General features: G+C 71.2%; 23 protein-coding genes. 12 read left to right on the forward strand and 11 right to left on the reverse strand.

Annotated elements, in window-relative coordinates:
- The first annotated feature begins 107 nt into the window (after positions 1–107).
- Complete coding sequence (locus CLV40_RS33890; protein ID WP_104483104.1) at positions 108–1,517, forward strand: MFS transporter; 1,410 nt, start codon at positions 108–110, stop codon at positions 1,515–1,517.
- Between the two features lie 159 nt (positions 1,518–1,676).
- On the opposite strand, the gene CLV40_RS33895 is transcribed toward CLV40_RS33890, so the two are convergent.
- Positions 1,677–2,450, reverse strand: coding sequence for a thymidine kinase (locus CLV40_RS33895; protein WP_219824187.1), 774 nt, complete (start codon positions 2,448–2,450; stop codon positions 1,677–1,679).
- Positions 2,451–3,017: 567 nt separating this feature from the next.
- Between CLV40_RS33895 and CLV40_RS33900 the strand changes: the two genes are divergently transcribed.
- Positions 3,018–3,362 (forward strand): RNA polymerase-binding protein RbpA, encoded by a 345-nt coding sequence (locus CLV40_RS33900; RefSeq protein WP_104483106.1) that lies wholly within the window; start codon positions 3,018–3,020, stop codon positions 3,360–3,362.
- 64 nt (positions 3,363–3,426) lie between these two features.
- Positions 3,427–4,095 (forward strand): TMEM175 family protein, encoded by a 669-nt coding sequence (locus CLV40_RS40955; protein ID WP_374066521.1) that lies wholly within the window; start codon positions 3,427–3,429, stop codon positions 4,093–4,095.
- On the opposite strand, the gene CLV40_RS33910 is transcribed toward CLV40_RS40955, so the two are convergent.
- Together CLV40_RS33910 and lnt are read right to left on the reverse strand one after the other, a co-directional pair.
- Positions 4,085–4,831, reverse strand: a complete 747-nt coding sequence (locus CLV40_RS33910) for a polyprenol monophosphomannose synthase (protein ID WP_104483107.1) — start codon at positions 4,829–4,831, stop codon at positions 4,085–4,087. The genes CLV40_RS40955 and CLV40_RS33910 overlap by 11 nt on opposite strands.
- A 77-nt stretch (positions 4,832–4,908) precedes the next feature.
- Positions 4,909–6,552, reverse strand: a complete 1,644-nt coding sequence (lnt, locus tag CLV40_RS33915; protein WP_104483108.1) for an apolipoprotein N-acyltransferase — start codon at positions 6,550–6,552, stop codon at positions 4,909–4,911.
- 176 nt (positions 6,553–6,728) lie between these two features.
- Between lnt and CLV40_RS33920 the strand changes: the two genes are divergently transcribed.
- The 3 genes from CLV40_RS33920 (at position 6,729) to CLV40_RS33930 (ending at position 9,426) form a co-directional block, all read left to right on the forward strand.
- Entirely contained in the window at positions 6,729–7,628 is a 900-nt protein-coding gene (locus CLV40_RS33920) for a cyclase family protein (RefSeq protein ID WP_104483109.1), read from the forward strand.
- Between the two features lie 214 nt (positions 7,629–7,842).
- Positions 7,843–8,814 (forward strand): RNA polymerase subunit sigma-70, encoded by a 972-nt coding sequence (locus CLV40_RS33925; protein WP_245931747.1) that lies wholly within the window; start codon positions 7,843–7,845, stop codon positions 8,812–8,814.
- A 54-nt stretch (positions 8,815–8,868) separates the two neighbouring features.
- Positions 8,869–9,426, forward strand: a complete 558-nt coding sequence (locus CLV40_RS33930; RefSeq protein ID WP_104483110.1) for a dihydrofolate reductase family protein — start codon at positions 8,869–8,871, stop codon at positions 9,424–9,426.
- Positions 9,427–9,493: 67 nt separating this feature from the next.
- On the opposite strand, the gene CLV40_RS33935 is transcribed toward CLV40_RS33930, so the two are convergent.
- On the reverse strand, positions 9,494–9,676 hold the full coding sequence (locus CLV40_RS33935) for an RICIN domain-containing protein (RefSeq protein WP_104483111.1): 183 nt from the start codon (positions 9,674–9,676) through the stop codon (positions 9,494–9,496).
- A 207-nt stretch (positions 9,677–9,883) separates the two neighbouring features.
- Positions 9,884–10,030 (reverse strand): hypothetical protein, encoded by a 147-nt coding sequence (locus CLV40_RS38590; protein WP_181043915.1) that lies wholly within the window; start codon positions 10,028–10,030, stop codon positions 9,884–9,886.
- Between the two features lie 43 nt (positions 10,031–10,073).
- Between CLV40_RS38590 and CLV40_RS33940 the strand changes: the two genes are divergently transcribed.
- The 3 genes from CLV40_RS33940 to CLV40_RS38595 are packed head-to-tail and all read left to right on the forward strand — an operon-like array spanning position 10,074 to position 11,115.
- On the forward strand, positions 10,074–10,400 hold the full coding sequence (locus CLV40_RS33940) for a PadR family transcriptional regulator (protein WP_104483112.1): 327 nt from the start codon (positions 10,074–10,076) through the stop codon (positions 10,398–10,400).
- Positions 10,391–10,744, forward strand: coding sequence for a hypothetical protein (locus CLV40_RS33945; RefSeq protein WP_104483113.1), 354 nt, complete (start codon positions 10,391–10,393; stop codon positions 10,742–10,744). Before CLV40_RS33940 ends, CLV40_RS33945 begins: the two co-directional genes overlap by 10 nt.
- Positions 10,741–11,115 (forward strand): hypothetical protein, encoded by a 375-nt coding sequence (locus tag CLV40_RS38595; RefSeq protein ID WP_181043916.1) that lies wholly within the window; start codon positions 10,741–10,743, stop codon positions 11,113–11,115. Before CLV40_RS33945 ends, CLV40_RS38595 begins: the two co-directional genes overlap by 4 nt.
- On the opposite strand, the gene CLV40_RS33955 is transcribed toward CLV40_RS38595, so the two are convergent.
- The 6 genes from CLV40_RS33955 to kdd form a co-directional block, all read right to left on the reverse strand.
- Positions 11,084–13,144, reverse strand: coding sequence for an AMP-binding protein (locus tag CLV40_RS33955; RefSeq protein WP_104483115.1), 2,061 nt, complete (start codon positions 13,142–13,144; stop codon positions 11,084–11,086). The genes CLV40_RS38595 and CLV40_RS33955 overlap by 32 nt on opposite strands.
- Positions 13,145–13,355: 211 nt before the next feature.
- The gene (kal, locus tag CLV40_RS33960) at positions 13,356–13,745 is read right to left on the reverse strand and encodes a 3-aminobutyryl-CoA ammonia lyase (protein ID WP_104483116.1); all 390 of its coding nucleotides are present in this window, start codon (positions 13,743–13,745) and stop codon (positions 13,356–13,358) included.
- Positions 13,742–14,500 carry a lysine 5,6-aminomutase subunit beta gene (gene kamE, locus CLV40_RS33965; RefSeq protein WP_104483117.1) on the reverse strand — a complete coding sequence of 253 codons (759 nt, stop codon included), beginning with the start codon at positions 14,498–14,500 and terminating at the stop codon, positions 13,742–13,744. Before kamE ends, kal begins: the two co-directional genes overlap by 4 nt.
- Positions 14,497–16,071, reverse strand: a complete 1,575-nt coding sequence (kamD, locus tag CLV40_RS33970; protein ID WP_104483118.1) for a lysine 5,6-aminomutase subunit alpha — start codon at positions 16,069–16,071, stop codon at positions 14,497–14,499. The genes kamE and kamD overlap by 4 nt, the downstream gene beginning before the upstream one ends.
- Positions 16,072–16,083: 12 nt before the next feature.
- Entirely contained in the window at positions 16,084–17,673 is a 1,590-nt protein-coding gene (locus CLV40_RS33975; protein WP_104483119.1) for an amidohydrolase, read from the reverse strand.
- Positions 17,670–18,710 carry an L-erythro-3,5-diaminohexanoate dehydrogenase gene (gene kdd, locus CLV40_RS33980; RefSeq protein ID WP_245931748.1) on the reverse strand — a complete coding sequence of 347 codons (1,041 nt, stop codon included), beginning with the start codon at positions 18,708–18,710 and terminating at the stop codon, positions 17,670–17,672. Before kdd ends, CLV40_RS33975 begins: the two co-directional genes overlap by 4 nt.
- Positions 18,711–18,812: 102 nt before the next feature.
- Here kdd and CLV40_RS33985 point away from each other — a divergent pair, with 102 nt between their 5' ends.
- The 3 genes from CLV40_RS33985 (at position 18,813) to CLV40_RS33995 (ending at position 22,948) form a co-directional block, all read left to right on the forward strand.
- The gene (locus tag CLV40_RS33985) at positions 18,813–20,228 is read left to right on the forward strand and encodes a KamA family radical SAM protein (RefSeq protein ID WP_245931749.1); all 1,416 of its coding nucleotides are present in this window, start codon (positions 18,813–18,815) and stop codon (positions 20,226–20,228) included.
- A gap of 403 nt (positions 20,229–20,631) precedes the next feature.
- Positions 20,632–22,086 carry a S28 family serine protease gene (locus CLV40_RS33990; protein ID WP_104483120.1) on the forward strand — a complete coding sequence of 485 codons (1,455 nt, stop codon included), beginning with the start codon at positions 20,632–20,634 and terminating at the stop codon, positions 22,084–22,086.
- Positions 22,087–22,252: 166 nt separating this feature from the next.
- The gene (locus CLV40_RS33995; RefSeq protein ID WP_104483121.1) at positions 22,253–22,948 is read left to right on the forward strand and encodes a hypothetical protein; all 696 of its coding nucleotides are present in this window, start codon (positions 22,253–22,255) and stop codon (positions 22,946–22,948) included.
- Positions 22,949–23,009 lie beyond the last annotated feature (61 nt).

Below are 23,009 nucleotides of genomic sequence, written 5' to 3' on the forward strand. Positions count from 1 at the left end.
TTTGGACTCGACCGGCCCCGCACTGACCACCGCCCAGTAGTCTCCCGCGTGACCGGCGACCCGGTGACAGTCGCCACCAAGGCCGACCAGGCGGGCGGAGGCGGTACGTGAGCACGGTGGACACCGCACAACGAGTGCGCACCCAGCGCGGCTGGTGCTGGTACGACTGGGCCAACTCGGTGTTCCCCACCTCGGTCACCACCGTGTTCGGCTCCCTCTACCTCACCGAGATAGCCGCCAACGCCGCCACCGCCGACACCACCCGCAACGGCCCCAACCCCTGCCCCGCCAACCTCGCGGGCAACACCGACAAACTCCGCGACTGCGACATCAGCGCACTCGGCCTCGACTTCCCCGCCGGCTCCCTCTGGGGCTACCTGCTCTCCCTGGCCACCGTCATCCAGGTCCTCATCGTGCCCCTCATGGGCGCCATCGCCGACCGCTCCACCAACAAGAAACCCCTGCTCGCCGCCTTCGCCTTCGGCGGCTCACTGGCCACCATCGCCATGGCCGCCGTCTCCGGCACCAACTGGCAACTCGGCGTCATCCTCTTCACCCTCGGCAACATCGGCTACGGCACCTCGGTCGTCATCTACTACTCGTTCCTGCACGAGATCGCCACCGCCGACGAACGCGACGCCGTCTCCGCCCGCGGCTGGGCCTTCGGCTACCTCGGCTCCGGCCTCGCCCTGGCCATCCAGCTCGCCATCTACCTCGCCCGCGAACCCCTCGGCATCACCGCGGGCAACGCCGCCCAGATCGCCTTCGTCCTCTCCGGCATCTGGTGGGCCGCCTTCACCCTCATCCCCCTGCGCCGACTCCCCGCGGGCGGCGGCCCCAGCGCCCGCCCCACCGACCACAGCGGCTCCGTCCTCACCGACGGCTTCCGCGAACTGCGCGCCACCCTCCGCGACGCCAAGGCCTACCCCCTCACCCTCGCCTTCCTCGGCACCTACCTGCTCTACACCGACGGCATCTCCACCGTCGCCAACGTCTCCGCCCAGTACGGCAGCGAGGAACTGCACTTCGAGGCCGACGTCCTCATCACCACCATCCTCATCGTCCAATTCGTCGCCTTCTTCGGCGGAGTACTGCACGGCCTCCTCGCCCGCCGCGTCGGCGCCAAGAAAACCATCATGATCAGCCTCGGCGTCTGGGTCGTCGTCATCGGCTTCGCCTACTTCGTCCAGGCCGGACAGGCCATCCAGTTCTACACGCTCGCAGGCGGCATCGGCCTCGTCCTCGGCGGCACCAACGCCCTGTCCCGCTCCCTGTTCAGCCAGATGGTCCCCGCCGGGAAAGAAGCCCAGTACTTCTCCGTCTACGAAATGGGCGAACGCGCCACCTCCTGGCTCGGCCCCCTGCTCTTCGCGGGCATGGCCAGCGCCACCGGCTCCTACCGCTACGCCATCATCTCCCTGGTCGTGTTCTTCGCCGCGGGCCTCATCCTCATGTACTTCGTCCCCGTCCGACGCGCCATCGCCGCCGCGGGCAACACCGAACCCGCCGTGCTGTAAACCCCCGCCGCGCCCCGCGCCACCGGGTAAGAGGTGCCCTCGAGTTCACCGGCGACACCCGCTGCCTGAACGCGCCAGGTCAGTCCGGACAGGACACAGGGGACTTCTCCGGCCACTGCCGCAGCGCAGTCCGGAGGACGAACGATCACGACGGCAGCCTCACAACTCCCCACCAACCAGCACACCGGACGACCCCGCTTCCAGCGGACTTCCCAGATCCAAGCGGGTGAGGTTCTTGAACTCGCTGCGCGACACGGAGATGTAGCGGTCTTCGCCGCCGATTTCGATCTGCGGGCCACCGGTCACGGCGTTGCCGTCGTCGTCCGTGCGCACCACCATCGTGGCCTTTCGGCCCGTGTGGCAGATGGTCTTGATCTCTTCCAGGACGTCCGCCCAGGCCAGCAGGTATTGACTTCCCTCGAACAGTTCACCGCGGAAATCGGTTCGCAGCCCGTAGGTCAGCACGGGGGTGTCGAGCCGGTCGACGATGTCGGTCAGCTGCCACACCTGCGCCCTGGTGAGGAACTGGGCCTCGTCCACCAAGACGCAATGCGGCCGTTCGTCGGCCGCCTCGACCAGCGAGAACAGGTCGGTGTCCGGGTCGAAGAGGCGACCTTTCGCGGTCAGTCCGATCCTGGACGCCACCACACCCTCCCCATCACGGTTGTCCACCCGGGGAGTGAGGATGATCGTCGTCATCGACCGTTCGTGGTAGTTGTGCGCGCTCTGCAGCAATGTCGTGGTCTTCCCGGCGTTCATCGCCGAATAGTAGAAATACAACTTCGCCACCGGGTCTCCTCGCGCACAGGCGCGCGACCCGCCTCGGTCGCGCTGGCGAAGACAGTACTGCTCGCCCGAACGCGCGAGCGACCACCGGATGACCAAGCACGGCCCGGCCCCGCCGCGGACCCACCCGGGCAGCGCGGCAGCCAAGACCACAGCCCCGGCCCTCGGCTCCGCGCGCGGGCTCAGCGAGATGTGCGCGGTCACACAATGTCAACTTCGAGCGCCTCGGCAGGCAGACCCCACCCGCGCCCAGGACAACCACGTCACCCGGGAAGGTGACACAGTCCTCATCGCCGACACCGCCACCCCCACCGACACGCACACCGACCAACCAGGCACACACCGTGACGAAAACCCCGCCGACATGCCAACCGTACCGGCTACGGTCCGTTATCGGGCGCCCCGCCGACACCACTCCCGCCCCGACGACCACGCCGACACCACCCGCACCCCCGCCCCACTCGCATTCGCCTGATCCGCTGTTCTGTCGATAGCATCCCCCGAGTGGGTGAGATGTCGAAGTCGTTGCCGCGATGACGCGTCACAATCCCGATGACGTGGCATCTCTAAAGAGGATGCTGTTGTTGACGGGTGAAGCATGTCACCCTGAGCGACCGCGACGCGCGGCACGGGAATCCTTTTCCCGCTCCGTTCGTTGCTCTGGGTAAGCAACACCCTGGCCCGTCCCGGCGGGCCCAGTGAAAGGACACCGCTATGGCCGACCGTGTTCTCCGTGGTAGCAGGCTTGGTGCGGTCAGCTACGAGACTGACCGCAACCACGACCTCGCCCCCCGCCGTACGGTTTCCTACGCGTGCCCGAAGGGCCACGACTTCGAGGTGCCGTTCAGCGACGACGCCGAGGTCCCCCCCACCTGGGAGTGCAGGCTCCACGGCACCGAGTCCAAGATGATCGACGGCTCCGACCCCGAGCCCAAGAAGGTCAAGCCGCCGCGCACCCACTGGGACATGCTCCTGGAGCGGCGCACCATCTCCGAACTGGAAGACCTGCTCACCGAACGCCTCACCGAGCTGCGCGGGCGGCGCAGCCGCACGGCGTAGCGCGCACATCCCACGACGGCCGCCCGGCACCCCGCCGGGCGGCCGTCGCGCGTCCCGGGCCAGCATCCTTGCCCACCATGACCACCGACGACACCCGACACAGCCGCATCCCAGCCGAACGCACCGTCCTGCTCACCGACGCCGTCGTCGCCATCGCCATCACCCTCTCGCCCTCGAACTACCCCTCCCCCACGGCGACACCAACCACGACCTCCTCCACGCCCTCGCCGAACACCGCGACGAATACATCGCCTTCCCCGTCAGCTTCGCCGTCATCGCCGCCCACCGGACCAGCCACCACGCCCTCTTCCGCCAGGTCGACACCATCACCACCCACCTCGGCCGACTCAACCTCCTCTGGCTCTTCGCCCAGGTCCTCACCCCCTTCGCCACCCGCCTCCTCAGCGGCGACGGCGCCTTCGAAACCCGCTTCACCGCCTACGCCCTCGTCCAAGCCCTCTCCGGCCTCACCTGGCTCCTCATGCTCCGCCAACTCCACCGCCCCGACGCCCAACCCGACGTCACCGCCGACGCCACCGGCCACACCTGGGCCATGCTCGCCGGGTTCCTCACCTCCATCCCCCTCGCCTTCCTCACCCACTGGGCCTACGCCTGCTGGGCCGTCATCCCCATCGGCCACGGCCTACCTCACCCGCCTCCGCCACCGCCAAACGACAAAAAGCCCACCCGGAACCCGGGTGGGCCATGCCGAAACCCGAAAACTACCGCTTGAACAGCGACAACAACTGCGTACCCCGACGACGCAAACCCCACTTCGTCACCCGGATGTAGGCCTCACGCACGATCGACCCACTCATCTTCGACTCACCCCGCTCACGCTCCGCGAACGTGATCGGCACCTCCACCACCGTGAACCCCGCCTCGATCGTCCGCCACGCCAGATCGATCTGGAAGCAGTACCCGTGCGAGGCCACCGTCCCCAACTTCAACTTCTCCAACACCGCCCGCCGGAACGCCCGGTACCCCCCGGTGATGTCCTTCACCTTCGCACCCAACGCCAACCGCGCGTACAGGTTCCCGCCCTTCGACAGGAACTCCCGCCGCTTCGGCCAGTTCACCACCCGACCACCCGGCACATACCGCGACCCCAGAACCAGGTCCGCGTCCCCCAACGCCGCCAACATCCGCGGCAGGTCCTCCGGCGCGTGCGAACCATCCGCGTCCATCTCCACCACCACCGCGAAATCCCGCTCCAACGCCCACGAGAACCCCGCGATGTACGCCGCACCCAAACCGGCCTTCTCCGTCCGGTGCAGCACATTCACCCGAGAATCCGCCGCCGCCAGCCCATCCGCCAGGTCACCGGTACCGTCCGGGCTCCCGTCATCGACCACCAGCACGTGGGCCGAGGGCAGCGCCGCGTGCAACCGCGCGATGATCGGCTCCAGGTTCTCCCGCTCGTTGTACGTCGGGATCACCACAAGCACCGGTTCCAGCGCCTGGTCCATCCGAGAATCCTCCCCGTCGGTGTGCGGCACACCGCGTCGTCGAGCGCGGCGGTCCCGCGGCCCATCCGTGTCCTGCGTCAGTCCGTCAACCCAGAGGGCACACCCAGGTCACCCGCACCGGGCACGGACCCCACCCGGGCAGCACTACGACGACGCCGACCCGACACCAGCCCGAAGACCAGCACCACCAGCGCCCCCGCGACCATGACCCACTCGGGCCAGGCACCCAACCGGTCCGCAATAGTAGTGGCCGTCCGCAGCGGCACGCGCTCGACCAGCGCGTCCGCGGTGAACAAGTCCGTACTGGACACCAACGAACCATCCGGCCGCACGATCGCCGACACACCACTCGTCGCCGCCACCACCACCGCGCGACCGTGCTCCACCGCCCGCACCCGGTCCATCGCCAACTGCTGGTACGTCATCTCCGAACGCCCGAACGTCGCGTTGTTCGTCGGCACCGCCAACAGGTTCGACCCGTTCAGCACCGACTCCCGCACCACACCGTCGAACGCCACCTCGTAGCACGTCGCCAACGCCACCCGCGCCCGATCCATCGCGAACACACTCGGATCCGTCCCCGGCACGAACCGCCCCGCCCGGTCCACCGCCGAGGTGAACAACCGGAAGAACCCCCGCCACGGCATCGTCTCCCCGAACGGCTGCAACTGCCGCTTCGTGTACTGCTCCACCGGCCCCCGCACCGGATCCCACAGCAACACCACGTTCCGCGGCAGCCCGTCATCCCCCACCAACACCGACCCCACCGCGATCGGCACACCCACGTCCCGCGCCGCCTGATCGATCACCTCGTAGGCATCCCGGTTCCGCAGCGGATCGATGTCCGAGGCGTTCTCCGGCCACAACACCAGATCCGGACGCGGCACCTTCCCCGCGCGCACGTCCGCCGCCAACTGCTTCGTCCGCTTCACGTGGTTGTCCAGCACAGCCCGCCGCTGGGCGTTGAAATCCAACCCCGCCCGCGGCACATTGCCCTGCACCGCCGCGACCACCACCTCCCCCGCCTGCGCGTCCCTCCCCACCACCGCACGCGCCGAGAACCCCGCCACCAGCGGCAACACCGCGGCCAACGCCGCCACCACCGGCCACGCCCGATCCACCCCGGCCCGCCGCGCCACCGACCGGCGCGCCACCTCACCCAAACCGAACCCGCACAACGCCACCGCCAACGCGATCAGCGGCGTCCCCCCGAGCGCCGCCAAGAACAAGAACGGCCCCTCCGGCTGGCTGAACGCCACCCGCCCCCACGGGAACCCGCCGAACGGGAACACCGACCGCAGGTACTCACCCGCCACCCACAACAACGCCGCCCACAACACCCCACCGCGCAACCGCGACGTCACCGCCATCGCCGCACACGGCAACCCCACCAACAACGCCTCAAGCCCGCTCAACGGCAACCACGCCACCGGACCCACGAACACCCCGGTCCAGGCCAACAGCGGAACCATGAACCCCAGACCGAACACGAACCCGTACCAGAACGCCCCCCGCGCCCGCCTGCCGTGCAACACGAACCACAACACGGCGAACCCGACCGGCGCCAACCACCACAACACCCGCGGCGGCACGCTCAAGTACACCAACGCACCGGCGGCCGCCACGAGCAGTGAACGCAACGACACCGGCAGCCATCGGCGGCGGGCCGGGGCCTCGACGCGCTCGATCTCCGGCTCGGGGGAAACGGCGGGGGCAACCACGCGGTCAGCGTACGGGGACGGGCCTGAGACCCCCGTGTGGGGAACGTGATCACCAAACCCACAGGTCAACCCCAACCCTCAACCTCAACTACAGGGTCACAGTGCGCCAGGTCTCAGTCTTGAGTGGAGGGTCAGATCCGGCCACACCGACTGCCGCGCTGCTAGCGTCCCGACACGTGACGGAAACCCAGCAGTGGCGCGTCGAGTTCGACGCCGACGTGACCTTCCGCAACGGCGGCTCGCTGTCCGTACGCGGCTTCCGCCTGGACTCCCCCAGCCCCGAACTCGACGACAACACCGTCGCCGACGCACTCGTCCGACACCTCGGCCTGCTCATGGTCGGAACCGTCACGGTGACGAACCGCCGCATGCTCGCCGAAGCCCACAAGGGCTCCCGGGGCATCGAGACCACCGCACCCGACCGACGCCTGGTCGACCTCAGCCACCCCATCCGCCACGGCATGACCACCTACCCCGGCGTACCCGGCCCCGAGATCTCCGACCACCTCACCCGCGAGGCCTCCCGAGTCATCTACGCACCCGGCACCGAGTTCCACATCGGCAAGATCACCATCGTCGCCAACACCGGCACCTACGTCGACAGCCCCTTCCACCGCTACCCCGACGGCACCGACCTCGCGGGCCTGCCCCTCGACCGGCTCGCCGACCTCGATGCCGTCGTGGTCCGCGTCGCGGGCGACGGCAGGCGCTCGATCGACCGCAACGCCTTCCTCCCCTTCGACGTGGCCGGGCGCGCCGTCCTCATCCACACCGGCTGGGACGCCAACTGGGGCACGGAGGCCTACTTCGCGGGCCACCCGCACCTCACCGCCGACGCGGCCGAGTGGCTGGTCGAGCAGGGCGCCGCGCTCGTCGGCATCGACAGCCTCAACATCGACGGCACCCACACCCCCGACCGCCCCGTGCACACCGCGCTGCTCGCTGCGGACATCCCGGTCGTGGAACACCTGCGCGGCCTGGACCAGCTACCGCCCTCCGGCTTCCGCTTCCACGCCGTCCCCGCCCCGGTCATCGACTTCGGCACCTTCCCCGTCCGCGCGTACGCGATCCTCTAGGGCTCACGTCGGTCGGCCGGCACGTGGGGCGACCACCTACGAGCTGGTCGCCCTGCCCTCCTTGCGCTTTTGTTTCTGCGCTGGTAGCTGTCACCTTTTGCTGTTGGACCACTCTCGATTATCTTGATAGTGAATAGTCGATATTTAGATTTGGCTGTCGAGAGGGGAGCGGCAACCTGGGACGGGGCTGGTCAGGCGTCCGGGGAGCGCCGGGGTGCTGGTCCGCGGTGCGCTGCCGAGGCGCGTCGTGCGGCAGGATGTGCTCGTGGAGCTGGAGTCGCACCGGAACGAACTGGTGGCCTACTGCTACCGGATGGTCGGCTCGTGCCACGAGGCCGAGGACCTGGTGCAGGAGACGATGCTGCGGGCCTGGAAGGCGCGGGACCGCTACGACGCCACCCGGGCCTCGGTGCGGACCTGGCTGTACCGGATCGCCACCAACGTCTGCCTCACCGCGCTGGCAGGGCGGGCGCGGCGGCCGTTGCCGTCGGGGATGAGCGCGGTGAGCGACGACCCCGGGGCGCCGCTCACGCCCGCGATCGACGTGCCGTGGCTCCAGCCCTTCCCCGACGCCCGCTATGACGTCGGGCACCGCGCAGACCTGCGGTTGGCGCTGGTGGCGGCGATGCAGGCCCTGCCCGCGCGGCAGCGGGCCGTGCTGGTGCTCCGGGAGGTCCTGGAGTTCAGTGCGAGCGAGGTGGCCGCGCAGCTGGACACCACGGTCGCCGCGGTCAACAGCGCCCTACAGCGGGCCCGCGCCGTGCTGGTGGACGTCGAGGCGGTCACCGAGCCGGATGACCCCGAGGTCCGCGCGGTGATCGACCGGTACGCGCGGGCGTTCGAGACCGCGGACGTGCCCGCCCTGGTGGAGCTGCTGGCCAGAGACGCCGTGCTGGAGATGCCGCCGGTTCCGCTCTGGTACCGGGGTACCGACGACTACGGCCGCTTCCTGCGTCGCGTCTTCGACCTGCGCGGGACGGACTGGCGGGTCCGCGGCCTGACCGCCAACGGTCAACCGGCGCTGGCCGCGTACGCACCCGCCGCCGAAGGTCGGTACCGGTTGCACACGGTGCAGGTGTTCACGGTGGTCAGCGGCCAGGTCGCGCGCAACGTCGTGTTCGCCGACCCGGCGGTGCTCGACGGCTTCGACCTACCGCGCGAAATCTTCTCCGACTCGGCGCGATGAGTTCGGGCGGTGCCGCCGGTACGTACCGGTGAACACCTACCGGAGGGATCCACCGTGAGCGTCATCGTCATCGAGTTCACCACCCTGGACGGCATCGTCACCGACCCCGACGGCCGCGGCGGCACACCGGCGGGCGGCTGGGCGTTCCGGCACGGCCCGGACACCGCGGGCGGCGACAAGTTCCGCCTGGGCAGCACCCTCGACGACGGGGTCCTGCTGCTGGGCCGCAAGACCTGGGAGCTGTTCTCCGGCGTCTGGCCGACCCGCGACGACGAGTTCTCCCAGCGGATGAACGCCGTGCCGAAGCTCATCGCCACCCACTCCCCCACCGACACATCGGCGTGGGCGAACTCCGAGGTCATCACCGGCGACCTGGTCGACACCGTCAAGCAGGAGCGGCGCGACGTGGTCGTCGCGGGGAGCCTGAGCGTCGTCCGCGCGCTGATGGCGGCGGACCTGGTCGACGAGTACCGCCTGCTGGTCTTCCCCACCGCGCTCGGCGCGGGTGAGCGCCTGTTCCCCGCCACCCACTCCCCCACGTACCTGAACTGCGTCTCCGCCGAGCAGATCGGCGCCGCCATCCTCACCCGGTACCAGCGCCCGCCGCGGTGACCGCCCCGGGCGGTGCTTCTCCCGAACCTCGGCTCGGGAGAAGCACCTCAACACCTCTACACGCGCCTCAGCGGCTGGTGGGCGCTTCCCACACGGTGAGCCAGACGTCGTTGTCGACGCCGCCAGCCGAGCAGGTGTACTGGATGAGGGCGTTGCCCTGCCCGACTCCGTACTGCACGTTGAGGCACTTGCCGCTGTTGACCGACCGGAACCGGCGGTTGTTCCCACCGGTCAGCGACCAAGGGAGCACCGGCGCGGCGTTCTCCTGCGAGGACTGGGCGACATCGGCGACCAGCCGGACCGTCGCCTGCCCGGTGTCAGCGACGTCGACCTGCCCCGGGGCCGCCTGCGCCTGGGCCTGCCGCGCCCGATCGACGCGGCAAGGCCACTCGAGCCCTCCCCCTCCTAGCGCTTTTTGACCTCACCTCTTGCCGGGCCAATCCCCCTACCTCGCCAATCACCAAATATCTTGATAGTTAATAGTCAATAATAATTGATAGGAAAGTGCGGGCTGGGCCAGTTGCGCGCGGCGCGACGTGACCCGCGCGACCGGTTGCATCGCGACCAAGGGCACCTGGCGCTGATAAACGGCTTCAGCCGCCACGATCGGTTGATCATTGGTGTTACTACGTCATACGACATATCGCATGGCGAAGCAGAGACGGGACGAGGCCGGGTTGGCCCGATTCGGAGAGCCAGGAGTGCTGGTGCTGCTGGCGTTGAGCGACGGACCCAAGCACGGCTACGCGATCACCGCGGACGTGGCGGAGCGCACCGGGATCCAGCTCGGACCGGGCACCCTCTACGGCTCGCTGGCCAAGCTGGAGCAGCTCGGGCTCATCGCCCCGCTGCCCAGCGAGGACCGCCGCAGGCCCTACGAGATCACCGCGCCCGGGGTGGCGGCGCTCACCGACCAGCTGCGCCGGTGGTCCCGGATCGTCGAGACGGGAAGGACCCGGCTGTCATGGGCCTGATCCGCGCGCTGGTCGCGCTGCACCCCAAGGCCTGGCGGGACCGCTACGGCGAGGAGTTCGCCGCCCTGCTCGAGGACACCGGGCTCACCCCACGCGCCGTGGTCGACGTCGTCGCCCATGCCGGCGGGCTGCGCGTCCGCGCGCACCTGACCGGTGTGCTCGTGATCGCCGCGTTCCTGGTGTCCGGAGCCTGCCGGAAGGTCGGCCTGGCCAGCGGTCTGACGCACAACGTCCTGTGGGCGCCGACCGATCTCCCCAAGGCGCTGCTCCTGCTCGGCACGGTCGGCCCGTGGCTCGCGCTGATCGTCCGGCAGCGCGTGCGGAAGGCGCGGGCGACGCGATGACCGGCTTCTTGGCGGACCTGTCCCGCCCGCAGGTCACCCTTGCCGTGGTTGCCGCATGCGTCCTGGGTCTCGTGGTCCTGGTCGTGGCGATGATCGTGTCGCCCCGGTGGCGGGGACGCGCGCCGCGGGTCGCCGCCGGGCTCATCGGCGGTGTGGTCGCCCTGTACCTCGTCGGTCGCGCGGTCGCGGAGTTCTGGATCGTCGACTACGCGAACCCCGACAGCTACCGGGACGACTGGGGAGGCCCCAGCCTGCTCGGGGTGTTCGCCGTGCACAGCGGTCCCGGCTTGGCCGTCGGCGGCGGCGGGGCGGGGTGGTTGGTCCGCCGCCGGCGCGGGGCTAGTCGAGTTCGACGAGGCGGCGGCGCATGATTTTGCCGGTGGCGTTGCGGGGGACCTTGCGGACGAAGAAGACGTCGCGGGGTACCGAGAAGCGCTCCAGGTGTTCGTGGACGTAGTCCCGTACCGCGGTCGCGCCCAGGCGGGCGCCCGGTCGCAACGCCACGTACGCGGCGAAGCGCTGGCCGTATTCGGCGTCCGGGACGCCGACGACTGCGGCGTCGGCCACCTCGTCCAGGGTCAGGAGCAGGTCTTCCACCGGCTGCGGGAACACGTTCTCCCCGCCGGAGACGATCATGTCGTCGTCGCGGCCGGAGACGAACAGGCGGCTGTCCGCGTCCAGGTAGCCGCGGTCGCCGGTGACCATGAGGTCGTGGTGCATCTCGTTGCTGGTGCCGTTGGTGTAGCCCTCGAACAGCATCTCGTTGGCCACGCAGATGCGGCCGACCACCCCCGGCGCCACCGGCTCCCCCGCCGCGTCGAGTATGCCGACGCGGGTGCCGACCGGGCAGCGGCCCGCGGTGGTCGGCGCGGCGCGCAGGTCGGCGGGGTCGGCGATGCTGGCCCAGGACACCTCGGTCGAGCCGTACAGGTTGTAGAGGATGTCGCCGTAGGCGTCCATGAACGCGGTGACCAGCGGACCGGGCAGGGCCGCACCGCTCGAGGCGACGACCCGCAGGCTCGACGTGTCGTAGCGGGCGCGGACCCGCTCCGGCAGGGCCATGATCCGCTGGAGCATCACCGGGACCACGATCAGCGCCGTGCAGCGCAGCTCGGCGATCGCGGCGAGCGTGGCCTCCGCGTCGAAGCGCCGCTGGAGCACGAGCGTGGCGTGCAGCGGCATGCCGAGCTGGACCGCGGCCAGGCCCCAGGTGTGGAACAGCGGGGCGGCCACCATGATCCGCTCCCCCGCCCGCAGCGGGATCCGGGAGAGCACCGACGCGGCGGACCCCAGGCTCGGCGGGTTGCGGCGGCGGGCGCCCTTGGGGGTGCCGGTGGTGCCCGAGGTCAGCACGATGATCTTGCCCGCGGTGCCCGGCGGGCGGACCGGGGTGGCCCGCGAGCGCGAGATGATGCCGTCCACGGCGAGTTCGACCGGTTCGGTGGTCCAGGTGGAGATCCACGGCAGGGCGGCGGGCAGGTGGTGGAACAGCGGCGCGAACTCGTCGTCGGCGAGCAGGGCGATGGGCCGGTGCGCCTCGACGAGGTCGGCGACCTGGTCGGCGGAGAGCCCGGTGTTGAGCAGCAGGACGTCCGCGCCGAGCTTGCCGCAGGCGATGGTGGCCTCGACCAGGCCGCCGTGGTTGCGGCACATGATCGCGACCCGGCGGCCCGCGCGGACGCCGTGCTCGGCGAGCCCGTTGGCCAGCCGGGTGGTGCGCAGGTCGATCTCGCTGAAGGTCAGCTTGCCGCGCTCGTCGATCAGCGCGACGCCGTCCGGGACGCGCGCGGCGGCGGCGCGGTAGCCGCCGACCAGGGTGGCGCCCCACTTGGCCAGGGCGCTGAGCTGCCGGGCGATCCGGTCGGGTCGGCCCGGGGACAGGACACCCGCGCGGGCCAGTATCCGCGCGACGGTCAGCGTGGACTGGCCGCGCGCGGTCTGCTCCAGCCGTGTCGGTGAGACGGTGGTGACGCGTTCGGACAGGTGGTCGTCCACCCGGCCGAGGGCTTTGCGGATCCGCTTGCGCAGCCAGGTCGAGGACATCGCGGTGCCCGCGGTCAGCGTCTCGGGCAGGGACAGCACGACGTGCACGTGGGTGCCCGCGCCATCGGGGTCGAGCCGGATCGACAGGTGGCCGCCCTGCCAGGCCGGGCCGACCAGCACCAGGTGCTCCCCCGGCCGGTTGACCAGCACCTCGACGTGGTCGGCGACCGGGTCGCCCTGGCCGAGGCAGAAGCGGACGCGGTAGCGGGCGGCGCGGTCCGAGGGGGCGGCGACGGTCTCGGCGGAGGCGACCTCGCGGACGAACCGCGGGTAGAGCCCGGGATCGCCGAGGACGTCCCAGACGCGGTCCGGTGCGTGGTCGAGGTGCCGCTGCACCTCGACGAGCTCGGTCGGCATGGTCCTCCGTCATGCGGGTGGGCGGGTCCCGCACCGCGGACCGGGCGGTGGTGGGGCCCGCGCGGCGGCGGGAGTCGGCACTCTCCCAACGCACGTGGACACGCTTGGATATCGGTTGGTATCAGCGACCACCCATCCGGCGCAAGCTCTGCTACATCCGTTCGCCGCAACGCGCCTCAAGATCACTCACCCGGCGCATACTTCAGGCGTCTTACACCTTTTGGGGGACCACGACCGTGCCTTTGGCCCGCGTCACCACAAGGGGCGGGTCGAGCACGCCCGCGGCCGACGGTCCGCGCTCCGGGGCGGCCCGACAGACGACGCGGGCCTCGAACTCCACGCCGCGCGACCGGGTGCCGACGCGGACCAGGGTGGCGGTGGCTTCGATGACGTCGCCCGCGCGCACCGGGGCGAGGAACGAGACGGTGTCGTACCCGGCGAAGAGGCCCTCGTCGCCGTCGGTCCGCACGCACAGCTCGGTGGCGACGTCGCCGAACAGGCCCAGCGAGTAGGCGCCGTCGACCAGCGCGCCGCCGTAGTGCGCGTGGGCGTGGGGGACGTACCGGCGGTGGGTCACGGTGGTGCCGACCAGTTCACTCATACGGCCTCCTTGCGCTGGGAGATGGCGTGGGTGAGGTAGCTGGCGACCTCACCGGGGGTCGTGCCGCGGCTGAAGACCCGGTCGACGCCGAGTTCGGCGGCCATCCGGGGGTCGAACCGGGGTCCGCCCGCGACCAGCAGCGGCCGCCGCTGCCCCATGGCCTCGCGGAACGCGGCCGACATCTCCTGGGTGTTGAGGATGTGCGCGTCGCGCTGGGTGACGACCTGGGAGACCAGCACCGCGTCCGCCTTCTCCGCGCGGGCGCGCTTGACCAGGTCGGGCACCGTGACCTGGGCGCCGAGGTTGACCACGCGCAGCTCGCGGTAGTACTCGAGGCCCTTCTCCCCCGCGAAGCCCTTGATGTTGAGGATCGCGTCGATGCCGACGGTGTGCGCGTCGGTGCCGATGCAGGCGCCGACGACCACGAGCTTGCGGCGCAGCAGCTTCTTGACCGCGGAGTTGACCTCGCCGGGCGGCAGCAGCGGGTACTCGCGTTCGATGACCTCGACCTCGTCGAGGTCGACGACGTGCCGGACGGAGCCGTAGACGACGAAGAAGGTGAAGTCGGGTCCGATGGCGTGGGAGTGCACGACCATGGCCGGGTCGATGCCCATCTTCCCGGCGAGCAGCAGGGCGGCCCCCTCGGCGCGGGGGCCGTGCGGGACGGGCAGGGTGAAGGAGGTCTGCACCATGCCGTCGCCCTTGGTGTCGCCGTAAGGGCGCACGTGTCTGGCCGTCGTGGTGTCGCCGGTCATCGGGTCGCTCCTTCTTCGAGCAGGTCGACGGCCGGGTTGGTGTAGTCGTCGGCCTTGGCGATCACGCCGTCGGCGCCCTTGCCCTGGTCGGCGGGACGTTTCATCAGACCGAAGGTGCCCTCGGCGATGGCGTTGAGCAGGCCGTCGGCCTTGACGCGTTCGAGCAGGTCGACGGCTTCGCCCAGGACCTGGTGGGCGCGTTTGACGATGAGCCCGTCGGGGGCGGGCCGGAAGTCCTCGGCGAGGCCGCCCGCCGCGTCGAGGACGTAGCGGACGTTGGCCAAGGCGAGGTCGCGGTCGGACAGGAACGGGGTGGCGACGGCCTCGGTCATCATGCCGACGAGCAGGATCGACTGGCCGGTGAGCACCCCGGCGAGGTTGAAGAAGCCGTCGAGCAGGTAGCCGTTGAACACGTCGCCGGTCATGTGCTTGGTCGGCGGCATCCACTTCAGCGGCGCGTCGGGGAACAGCTCGCGGGCCAGCAGGGCGTGGGCGAGTTCGAGGCGGAACGAGTCGGGCAGCTTCGGGTTGATCTCGAAGGCGTGGCCGAGGCCGAGGAGGTGGTCGGGCAGCCCCGCCTCGTGCGCGAAGTGCTCGTTGAGCAGCTGGGAGACGGTGACGGTGTGCGCGGCGTCCACGGCGTCGTCGGTGGTGAGGTAGTTGTCCTCGCCGGTGTTGATGATGATGCCCGCGCGGGCGTGGACCTGGCGGGAGAACCGCTGGTCGACGAAGGTGCGGATGGGGTTGATGTCGCGGAAGAGGATGCCGTACATGGAGTCGTTGAGCATCATGTCGAGCCGTTGCAGGCCCGCCAGCACGGCGATCTCGGGCATGCACAGCCCGGAGGCGTAGTTGGTGAGGCGGATGTAGCGGCCGACCTCCTTGGACACGTCGTCCATGGCGGCGCGCATGATCCGGAAGTTCTCCTGCGTGGCGTACGTGCCCGCGAAACCGTGGTGGGTGGCGCCCTCGGGGACGTAGTCGAGCAGGGACTGCCCGGTGGAGCGGATGACCGCGATGATGTCGGCGCCCGCGCGGGCGGCGTTGGCGGCCTGGACGACGTCCTCGTCGATGTCGCCGGTGGCCACGATGAGGTAGATCCACGGCCTGCGGGCCGGGTCGCCGTGGCGTTCGACGAGTTTGTCGCGTTGGGCGCGGTTGCGGTCGACCGTGCGCAGGCCCTTGGCGATCGCGGTGCGGGCGGCCTTGGCGGCCCGGGTGGCGTCGCGGCCGGTGGGCAGCGCGTAGGTGACCTGCCCGGCGGCGGTGGCCTCGGCAAGCTCGGTCAGGCTGGTCAGGTCGTGGCGGCGCAGCGCGTCGAACACCGGCAGGCAGACGCCGTGTTCGAGGCCGCAGTGCGCCGCGACGGTGTCCACGACCCGGTTGACCCACGGCACGTCACTGGCGCGGTGGGTGCTGTCCGCGCCGGTGATGCCCGCCAACCGCAGGGTCGCCCGCTCCACGGACACGGTGGTGTGCGAGCGGGCGATCCCGATCACCGGCGCGGCGGCCTCGGCGGCCAGCCGCCGGGCCGTGGCCACCACGGCGGGGTCGAGGTCCAGCAGCGCCATCTCCGGGGCTCCTCACATGACGTCGTGGATGGTCCGGCCGCGCAGGACGGTGCGCAGGCAGGTGGGGGCGGGTGCGCCGGGGTGCAGCGGGGGCAGGCCGGGGACGCGGGAGCGCGGGTCGGTGGACCAGCGGCGGACCCGGCTGTCGGGTGCGGCGACGACCAGCTCGGGGGCGTCCCAGACGGCGTAGGTGGCGGGGGCGCCGGGCACGAGGGTGCCGGTGAGGCCGTCGTCGACGCCCGCGGCTCGCCAGCCGCCGCGGGTGTGGGCGGTGAACGCGGCACGCGGGCTGAGGCCGGAGCCGGGGGTGCGGTGGTTGACCGCGGCGGCGACCGACGCCCACGGGTCGAGGCGGGTGACGGGGGCGTCGGAGCCGAGCGCGAGCACGACACCCGCGGCGGCGAGGCGGGCGAACGGGTTGAGGGTGATGCCGCGCTCGGGGCCGAGTCGGTCGACGTACATGCCGTCCGGTCCGCCCCAGAACGCGTCGAACTGCGGCTGCACGGAGGCGACCACACCCCACTGGCCGAGCCGTTCGGCCTGCTCCTCGGTGACCATCTCCAGGTGTTCGAGGCGGTGGCGGGCACCGGCGAGCGCGGGCAGGCCGACGCGCTTCTCGGCGAAGGCGAACCCGGCGACGACCTCGGCCACGGCGGCGTCGCCGATGACGTGGAACCCGGCCTGCAAACCGGACTCGGTGCAGGCCACCAGGTGGTCGCCGATGGTCTCGGCGTCGAGGTAGAGGGCGCCGGAGGTGTCCGCGTCGGTGTAGGGGTCGCACAGGGCGGCGGTGCGGGAGCCGAGCGCGCCGTCGACGAACAGGTCGCCCGCGAGGCCGCGGACGCGGTGGCGCACGGCGAGGTCGGCGCCACCGAGCTGGCCCCAGTAGCCGACGACCTCGGGCCGGTCGCCGCCCGCGCGGGCGAGCAGGTCGGCGAGGTCCTCGGCGCCGGAGATGTCGGGGCCCGCGCACTCGTGCACGGACACGATGCCCATGGCGGCGGCGTGCCGGAGGAACTCGTCCTGGGCCTGGGCGCGCTGGTCGGGGGTGATGGCGTCGCGGGCCGCGCGGCGGGCGCGGTGGTGGGCGTCGCGGGTGAGGGGGGCGTCGGGGTGGTAGCCGTCGGCGTCGCGGACCCCGGGGGCGAGGTCGAGCAGGGCGGTGGACACGGCGGCGGAGTGCACGTCGACGCGGGAGAGGTAGACGGCGGTCCCGCCCGCGGCGGCGTCGAGCTCGGCGCGGGTCGGGGGGCGGTGCTCGGGCCAGGCGGTCTCGTCCCAGCCGTGACCCCAGACGACGGCGGGGTTGTTCTCGCGCACGTACGCGGTGACGGCGGCGAGGCAGTCGGCGAGGGACGCGGCGGCGGTGAGGTCGAGACCGGTGCGCAGCAGGCCGGTGGCGGTGGCGTGCACGTGGGCGTCGACGAACGCGGGGGCGACGAAGGCGCCACCGAGGTCGACGGTGTCGGCGTCGGGGTGCAGCGCGCGGCCGACGGAGTCCTGGCCGAGCCAGACCACCACCCCGTCCTGCACGGCGATGGCGGTGGCGTCGGGGTCGGCCGGGGAGTGGATCCGGCCGCCGGTCAGAAGGGTGGTGCTCACGACCGGTCAGTCTCTCGGGCGGTGAACAGGTCCCGCACGCCGGGCTCGGCTCGCAGCAGCTCGAGCGCGAAGGCGGCGTGGCCGGGGACGTAGCCGTTGCCGACGAGCATCCGCACGTCGGCGGCCAGTCCCTCGGCGCCGAGCGCGGCGGCGGCGAACGAGGTGGCCATGGAGAAGAACACGACCGTGCCGCCGTCGGCGGTGGCCATGATCGCGCCGTGCTCGCAGCCGGGCACGTCCACGCAGACGACGGTGACGTCGACGGGCGCGCCGACGGCGGTGGCCACGGCGACGGGGTCGCGGGCGTCGGCGATGACGACCTCGTCGGCCAGGCCCGCCGCGCGCACCGCGGTGGCCTCGGTCTCGGTGGGGACGAGCGCGACGACGCGCCCGGCCCCGGCGCGGCGGGCGGCGGCCAGCGACAGGGAGCCGGATTTGCCGCCGCCACCGAGGACGCAGACCGCGGGCGCTCCCCCGGCCTCGCGCACGACGCGGTCGGTGAGCGCGGGGGCGCCGCAGACGTCGAGGACGGACAGGGCGAGCGCGTCGGGCAGGTCGTCCGGGAGCACGGCGGCGATGGAGCGGCCGAACAGCACCGCGGTGCCGCGGCACGGGACCTGCTCGGCGCGGCCGTCCCAGTCGGCGAGGCCGTCGGTGATCCGCAGCGGGGTGAGGGTGAGGGAGACGAGGGTGGCGATCCGGTCGCCCGGTGCGAGGCCGAGCGGGGAGTCCGGGCCGGCGGCGCGGACGGTGCCGAGCAGCATGCCGCCGGAGCCGGTGACCGGGTTCTGCATCTTGCCGCGCTCGGCGACGATCGCCAGGACCGCCGCGCGCACGGCGTCGCCGGTGCCGTGCTGCTCGCGCAGTTGCCGGTAGGAGGCGGCGTCGAGGTTGAGCCGTTCGACGTCGACCACGACCTCGTCGGCGTACGGGCTCGGGTCGGGGTCGAGGCGGCGGGCCTGCTGGGGCAGGACGCCGACCGGGTCGAGGACCCGGTGCAGGCCGTAGGGCGACCCGATGGGGTGAGCCGTCTCCACCCGTCCTCCTCGCTGCGCCACACTGGCACTACCCGTAAGATTTACGGCACTCTATCGTTCTGGCAGCATATCTTCACGCCCCACTAGCGGCTAGGAGCGAATATGACTGCGACCCGCGATCTTCGGGTGGTGCACGAGGCCCGCCAGGCCGTCGTCACCGGCCACCAGCCGTACGAGTACGTCCGCCGCGAGCTGGTGGAACCCGACTGGCGGCGGTTCCCCGGCTGGGCCGGGGTGACCGAGGCGCAGTGGCGCGACGCCCAGTGGCAGCGGGCGCACTGCGTGAAGAGCGAACGGCAGCTGCGCGCGGTCGTCGGCGGTTTGCTGGCCGAGTCGTTCTACGCCGACCTGGCCGCCGACCAGGCCGAGATGGCGACGATGTCGATGCTGCTGCCGCCGCAGATGCTCAACACGATGGCACCGGACGCGGCCCCCGGCGAGTTCACCGACGCGTTCCTCGCCGACCCGGTGCGCCGGTACATGCTCCCCGTGCGCACCGACCGCGACCCGCGCTGGCCGAGCCACCCGCACTCGACGCGCGACTCGCTGCACGAGGCGGAGATGTGGGTCGTCGAGGGGCTGACGCACCGGTACCCGACGAAGGTGCTGGCCGAGCTGCTGTCCACCTGCCCCCAGTACTGCGGCCACTGCACGCGGATGGACCTGGTCGGCAACTCGACGGCTCAGGTCGACAAGCACCGGCTCGCGCTCAAGCCGGTGGACCGGCAGGACCGGATGATCGAGTACCTGTCCCGCACCCCGGGCGTGCGCGACGTCGTGGTGTCCGGCGGCGACGTGGCGAACGTGCCGTGGAAGCAGCTCGAGTCGTTCCTCATGCGGCTGCTGGACATCGAGACCGTCCGCGACATCCGCCTCGCGACCAAGGCGCTGGCCGGGCTGCCGCAGCACTGGCTCCAGCCCGCGGTGGTCGAGGGCATGGAGCGGGTGGCCCGCACGGCCGCGCGGCGCGGGGTGAACCTGGCGATCCACACGCACGTGAACCACGCCCAGTCGGTGACCCCGCTGGTCGCGGAGGCGGCGCGGACGGCGCTGGAGGTCGGGGTGCGCGACGTGCGCAACCAGGGGGTGCTGATGCGGGGGGTGAACGCGACCCCGGAGGCGCTGCTGGACCTGTGCTTCGCGTTGCAGGGGGAGGCGAACATCCTCCCGTACTACTTCTACATGTGCGACATGATCCCCAACGCCGAGCACTGGCGGGTGGCGGTGTGGGAGGCGCAGGAGCTGCAGCACGCGATCATGGGCTACCTGCCCGGCTACGCCACCCCGCGCATCATCTGCGACGTGCCGTACGTGGGGAAGCGCTGGGTGCACCAGGTCGCCGAGTACGACCGGGAACTGGGTGTGTCGTACTGGACGAAGAACTACCGGGCCGGAACCGAGCGCGACGAGGCCGACGACACGTTCCTGGACCGCCGCCACCCGTACTACGACCCGATCACGACCCTGTCGGAGTCAGGACAGGCGTTTTGGCGCACCCACCCGGATTACCAGGCGTAGGCCGACCGAACGGCGAACCACCACCACCGCCAGTGCGTGTCCTCCACGCCGTCTCTCCGGCCGGACCGCATCCCCTGCGCTGTTGATCGCATGTCGTGAGCCCCCCATGAACAACGAACACGCTCCGCCGAAGTACCTCATACCCACCACCATCGACCATCAAACGCGGTTTCCGGTAAATCGCCGCCAATGGCGGCATCCCGTCACCGCCGCGGGCCAGCCCGGTTCGCCGACGCACCCGATCGGCCGACCCCGTTCCCGGCGGGCGGGCACGGCGGGCTACCGAACGGCGCCCGACAGGTGTCGTGGGGCAGTTGTCAGCGGGTTTCCGACATCGGGGCGGGTGCGCAAGACTCCACCACCCGGCCGCCGCGGCGGCGGCCAGTGATCGAGGAGTTACGGCGTGCTCATCCGCAGCAGACGGGCGTTGGTGGCGGGCTTGGCGGCCGCCGCGGCCGTGGGCCTCACCGCCGGGGCCATCCCGGCGCAGGCCGCACCCGAACCGCAGGTGGCGACCAGTGGCCACAGCACCGATATCGCCGACCGGCTCCGGGCCATCCCCGGGCTGACCATCGTCTCGGAGTCGGCGACCCCGCCCGAGGGCTACCGCTTCTTCCTGCTCACCTTCAAGCAGCCGGTGGACCACCACCGGCCCAAGGGGGCGACCTTCGAGCAGCGGTTCCAGCTGCTGCACAAGGACACCTCCCGCCCGGTGGTGCTGCACACCACCGGCTACAACATGCCCACCACCGCGTTCCGCTCCGAGCCGACGCGGCTCATCGACGGCAACCAGATCTCGGTGGAGCAGCGGTTCTTCAGCCCGTCGCGGCCCGACCCGGCCGACTGGGACGACCTCGACATCTGGCAGGCGGCCACCGACCACCACCGGATCGTCTCCGCGCTCAAGCGGGTCTACCCGGCCAAGTGGATCTCCACCGGGGCCAGCAAGGGCGGCATGACCTCGGTCTACCACCGCCGCTTCTACCCCGACGACGTCAACGGCGTGGTCGCCTACGTGGCCCCCAGCGACGTCAACAACCCCAGTGACCGCGCCTACGACAAGTTCTTCCAGACCGTCGGCACCGACCCCGCGTGCCGCACCCGCCTGGAGGACGTGCAGAAGGAAGCGCTCAAGCGGCGCACCTCGATGGTCGCCAAGTACCAGGCCGCCGCGGACAAGGCGGGCTGGACGTTCACCGGTGTGCTCGGCTCCATCGACCGCGCCTACGAGATGACCATCCTCGACACCGGGTGGGCGTTCTGGCAGTACTCGCTGCAGGCGGACTGCGTGACCGTGCCCGCCAAGACCGCCACCGATGACGAGCTGTACGCGTTCATCGACGCCACCGCCGGGTTCGCCTTCTACGCCGACCAGGGCATCACCCCGTACGCGCCGTACTTCTACCAGGCCGCGACCCAGCTGGGCTGGCCGCAGCCGAAGTTCGAGCACCTGCGCGGCCTGCTCCGCTACCCGGGTCTGTACCAGGCGAACTCCAGCCTGCCGCCGGAGCTGCGCTCGCGGCACGACGCGCGGCCGATGGTCGACGTCGACCACTGGGTGCGCACCCGCTCCGAGCGGATGCTGTTCGTGTACGGCGCCAACGACCCGTGGGGCGCCGAGCAGTTCGTGCCCAGCCGCCGCGACTCGCAGGTCTACACCGCGCCCGGCGCCAACCACGGCGCGAACATCGGCGCGCTGGTGGCCGCCGAGCGCGACAAGGCCACCGCCGACCTGCGCCGCTGGGCCGGGGTCAGCGGGACGCCCGCGACCGCTCGCGCCGCCACCGACGGCGTGACCGACCTCCCGATCACGGACCTCGACCGCGCCGAGCCGCGCAACGAGCGCCGTCCGCTGTAACCGAGCACCACCGGATCACCGGTCCGGGGTGTCCCGTCGCGGGCACCCCGGACCGCCCGTTCGGGCGGCTTTCCCCGCACGCCCCACCGACCCGGCGCCACCGCCGGTCACCCCGGCCGGTCAGTAGACCTTGTTTCCTCACCACCGTGGAGGAAGAGGTCACGCCATGCAGTTCTCGCAGACCGGCAACTTCGACGGCGCCCAGCAGGCCGACGCCGCCCAGTGGCGGGGCGTGCTCGAGTCGGCGGGCGTCACGGCGGCGTCCTTCGCCGCCAGTCCCCTGTTCACCTTCACCTGGGTCGACCCGAGCAACGGGCAGACCTGGTACGTCCGCGTCAGCCAGCCCGAGTGGAACCAGCTCTACGCGCAGACCACGACGACCACCACCACGGGCGTCGAGGCCATGGACACCTCGGACGACGGCGTGGAACCGATGGACTGGGACCCCGCGCGGGTCACCAACACCTACGCCCTCGACGACAACTGCTACTACGTCACCGCCGCCGCGCTGCTCGACACCGACGTCGACTCCGTCATCACCACCACCGAGATGATGCAGATCGCGGGCGGCGCACCGCTCGCGGAGATCGAGGCGCTCTACCGCGCCGCCGGGCTCAACGCGCAGTCGCACACCCTGCTCTCCTTCGCCGACGTCGGCGCGACCATGGCCGCCTACGGCGACGACCAGGACAAGCAGTTCGCCATCGCGTTCACCCGGGCCGACGGGACCGGCCACGCCATCGTCGGCCGCTACTCCGGGTCCACCGGACAGCTCCAGTTCCTGGACTACCAGCAGGGCGAGGGCATCGACGCCACCGCCGACGTCTCGACCGGGACGCTGTTCTACCTGTTCCCCCAGTGATCACCTCCGCACCCGTTGTGACCAGCGGGGATCCGGCGGTATCGGTTCGGTTGCCGTGCGC

Source organism: Actinokineospora auranticolor (genome assembly GCF_002934265.1).
GTDB classification, from domain to species: domain Bacteria; phylum Actinomycetota; class Actinomycetes; order Mycobacteriales; family Pseudonocardiaceae; genus Actinokineospora; species Actinokineospora auranticolor.

Excerpts from the sequence above, each read along its gene's own strand:
- kal (WP_104483116.1), bottom strand. The coding sequence starts at position 13,745 with ATGAGTGAACTGGTCGGCACCACCGTGACCCACCGCCGGTACGTCCCC.
- CLV40_RS33995 (WP_104483121.1), top strand. The coding sequence starts at position 22,253 with ATGCAGTTCTCGCAGACCGGCAACTTCGACGGCGCCCAGCAGGCCGAC.
- CLV40_RS33985 (WP_245931749.1), top strand. The coding sequence starts at position 18,813 with ATGACTGCGACCCGCGATCTTCGGGTGGTGCACGAGGCCCGCCAGGCC.
- CLV40_RS33910 (WP_104483107.1), bottom strand. The coding sequence starts at position 4,831 with ATGGACCAGGCGCTGGAACCGGTGCTTGTGGTGATCCCGACGTACAAC.
- CLV40_RS33945 (WP_104483113.1), top strand. The coding sequence starts at position 10,391 with ATGGGCCTGATCCGCGCGCTGGTCGCGCTGCACCCCAAGGCCTGGCGG.
- CLV40_RS33955 (WP_104483115.1), bottom strand. The coding sequence starts at position 13,144 with ATGCCGACCGAGCTCGTCGAGGTGCAGCGGCACCTCGACCACGCACCG.
- kamD (WP_104483118.1), bottom strand. The coding sequence starts at position 16,071 with ATGGCGCTGCTGGACCTCGACCCCGCCGTGGTGGCCACGGCCCGGCGG.
- kamE (WP_104483117.1), bottom strand. The coding sequence starts at position 14,500 with ATGACCGGCGACACCACGACGGCCAGACACGTGCGCCCTTACGGCGAC.
- CLV40_RS38595 (WP_181043916.1), top strand. The coding sequence starts at position 10,741 with ATGACCGGCTTCTTGGCGGACCTGTCCCGCCCGCAGGTCACCCTTGCC.
- CLV40_RS33940 (WP_104483112.1), top strand. The coding sequence starts at position 10,074 with ATGGCGAAGCAGAGACGGGACGAGGCCGGGTTGGCCCGATTCGGAGAG.
- CLV40_RS33900 (WP_104483106.1), top strand. The coding sequence starts at position 3,018 with ATGGCCGACCGTGTTCTCCGTGGTAGCAGGCTTGGTGCGGTCAGCTAC.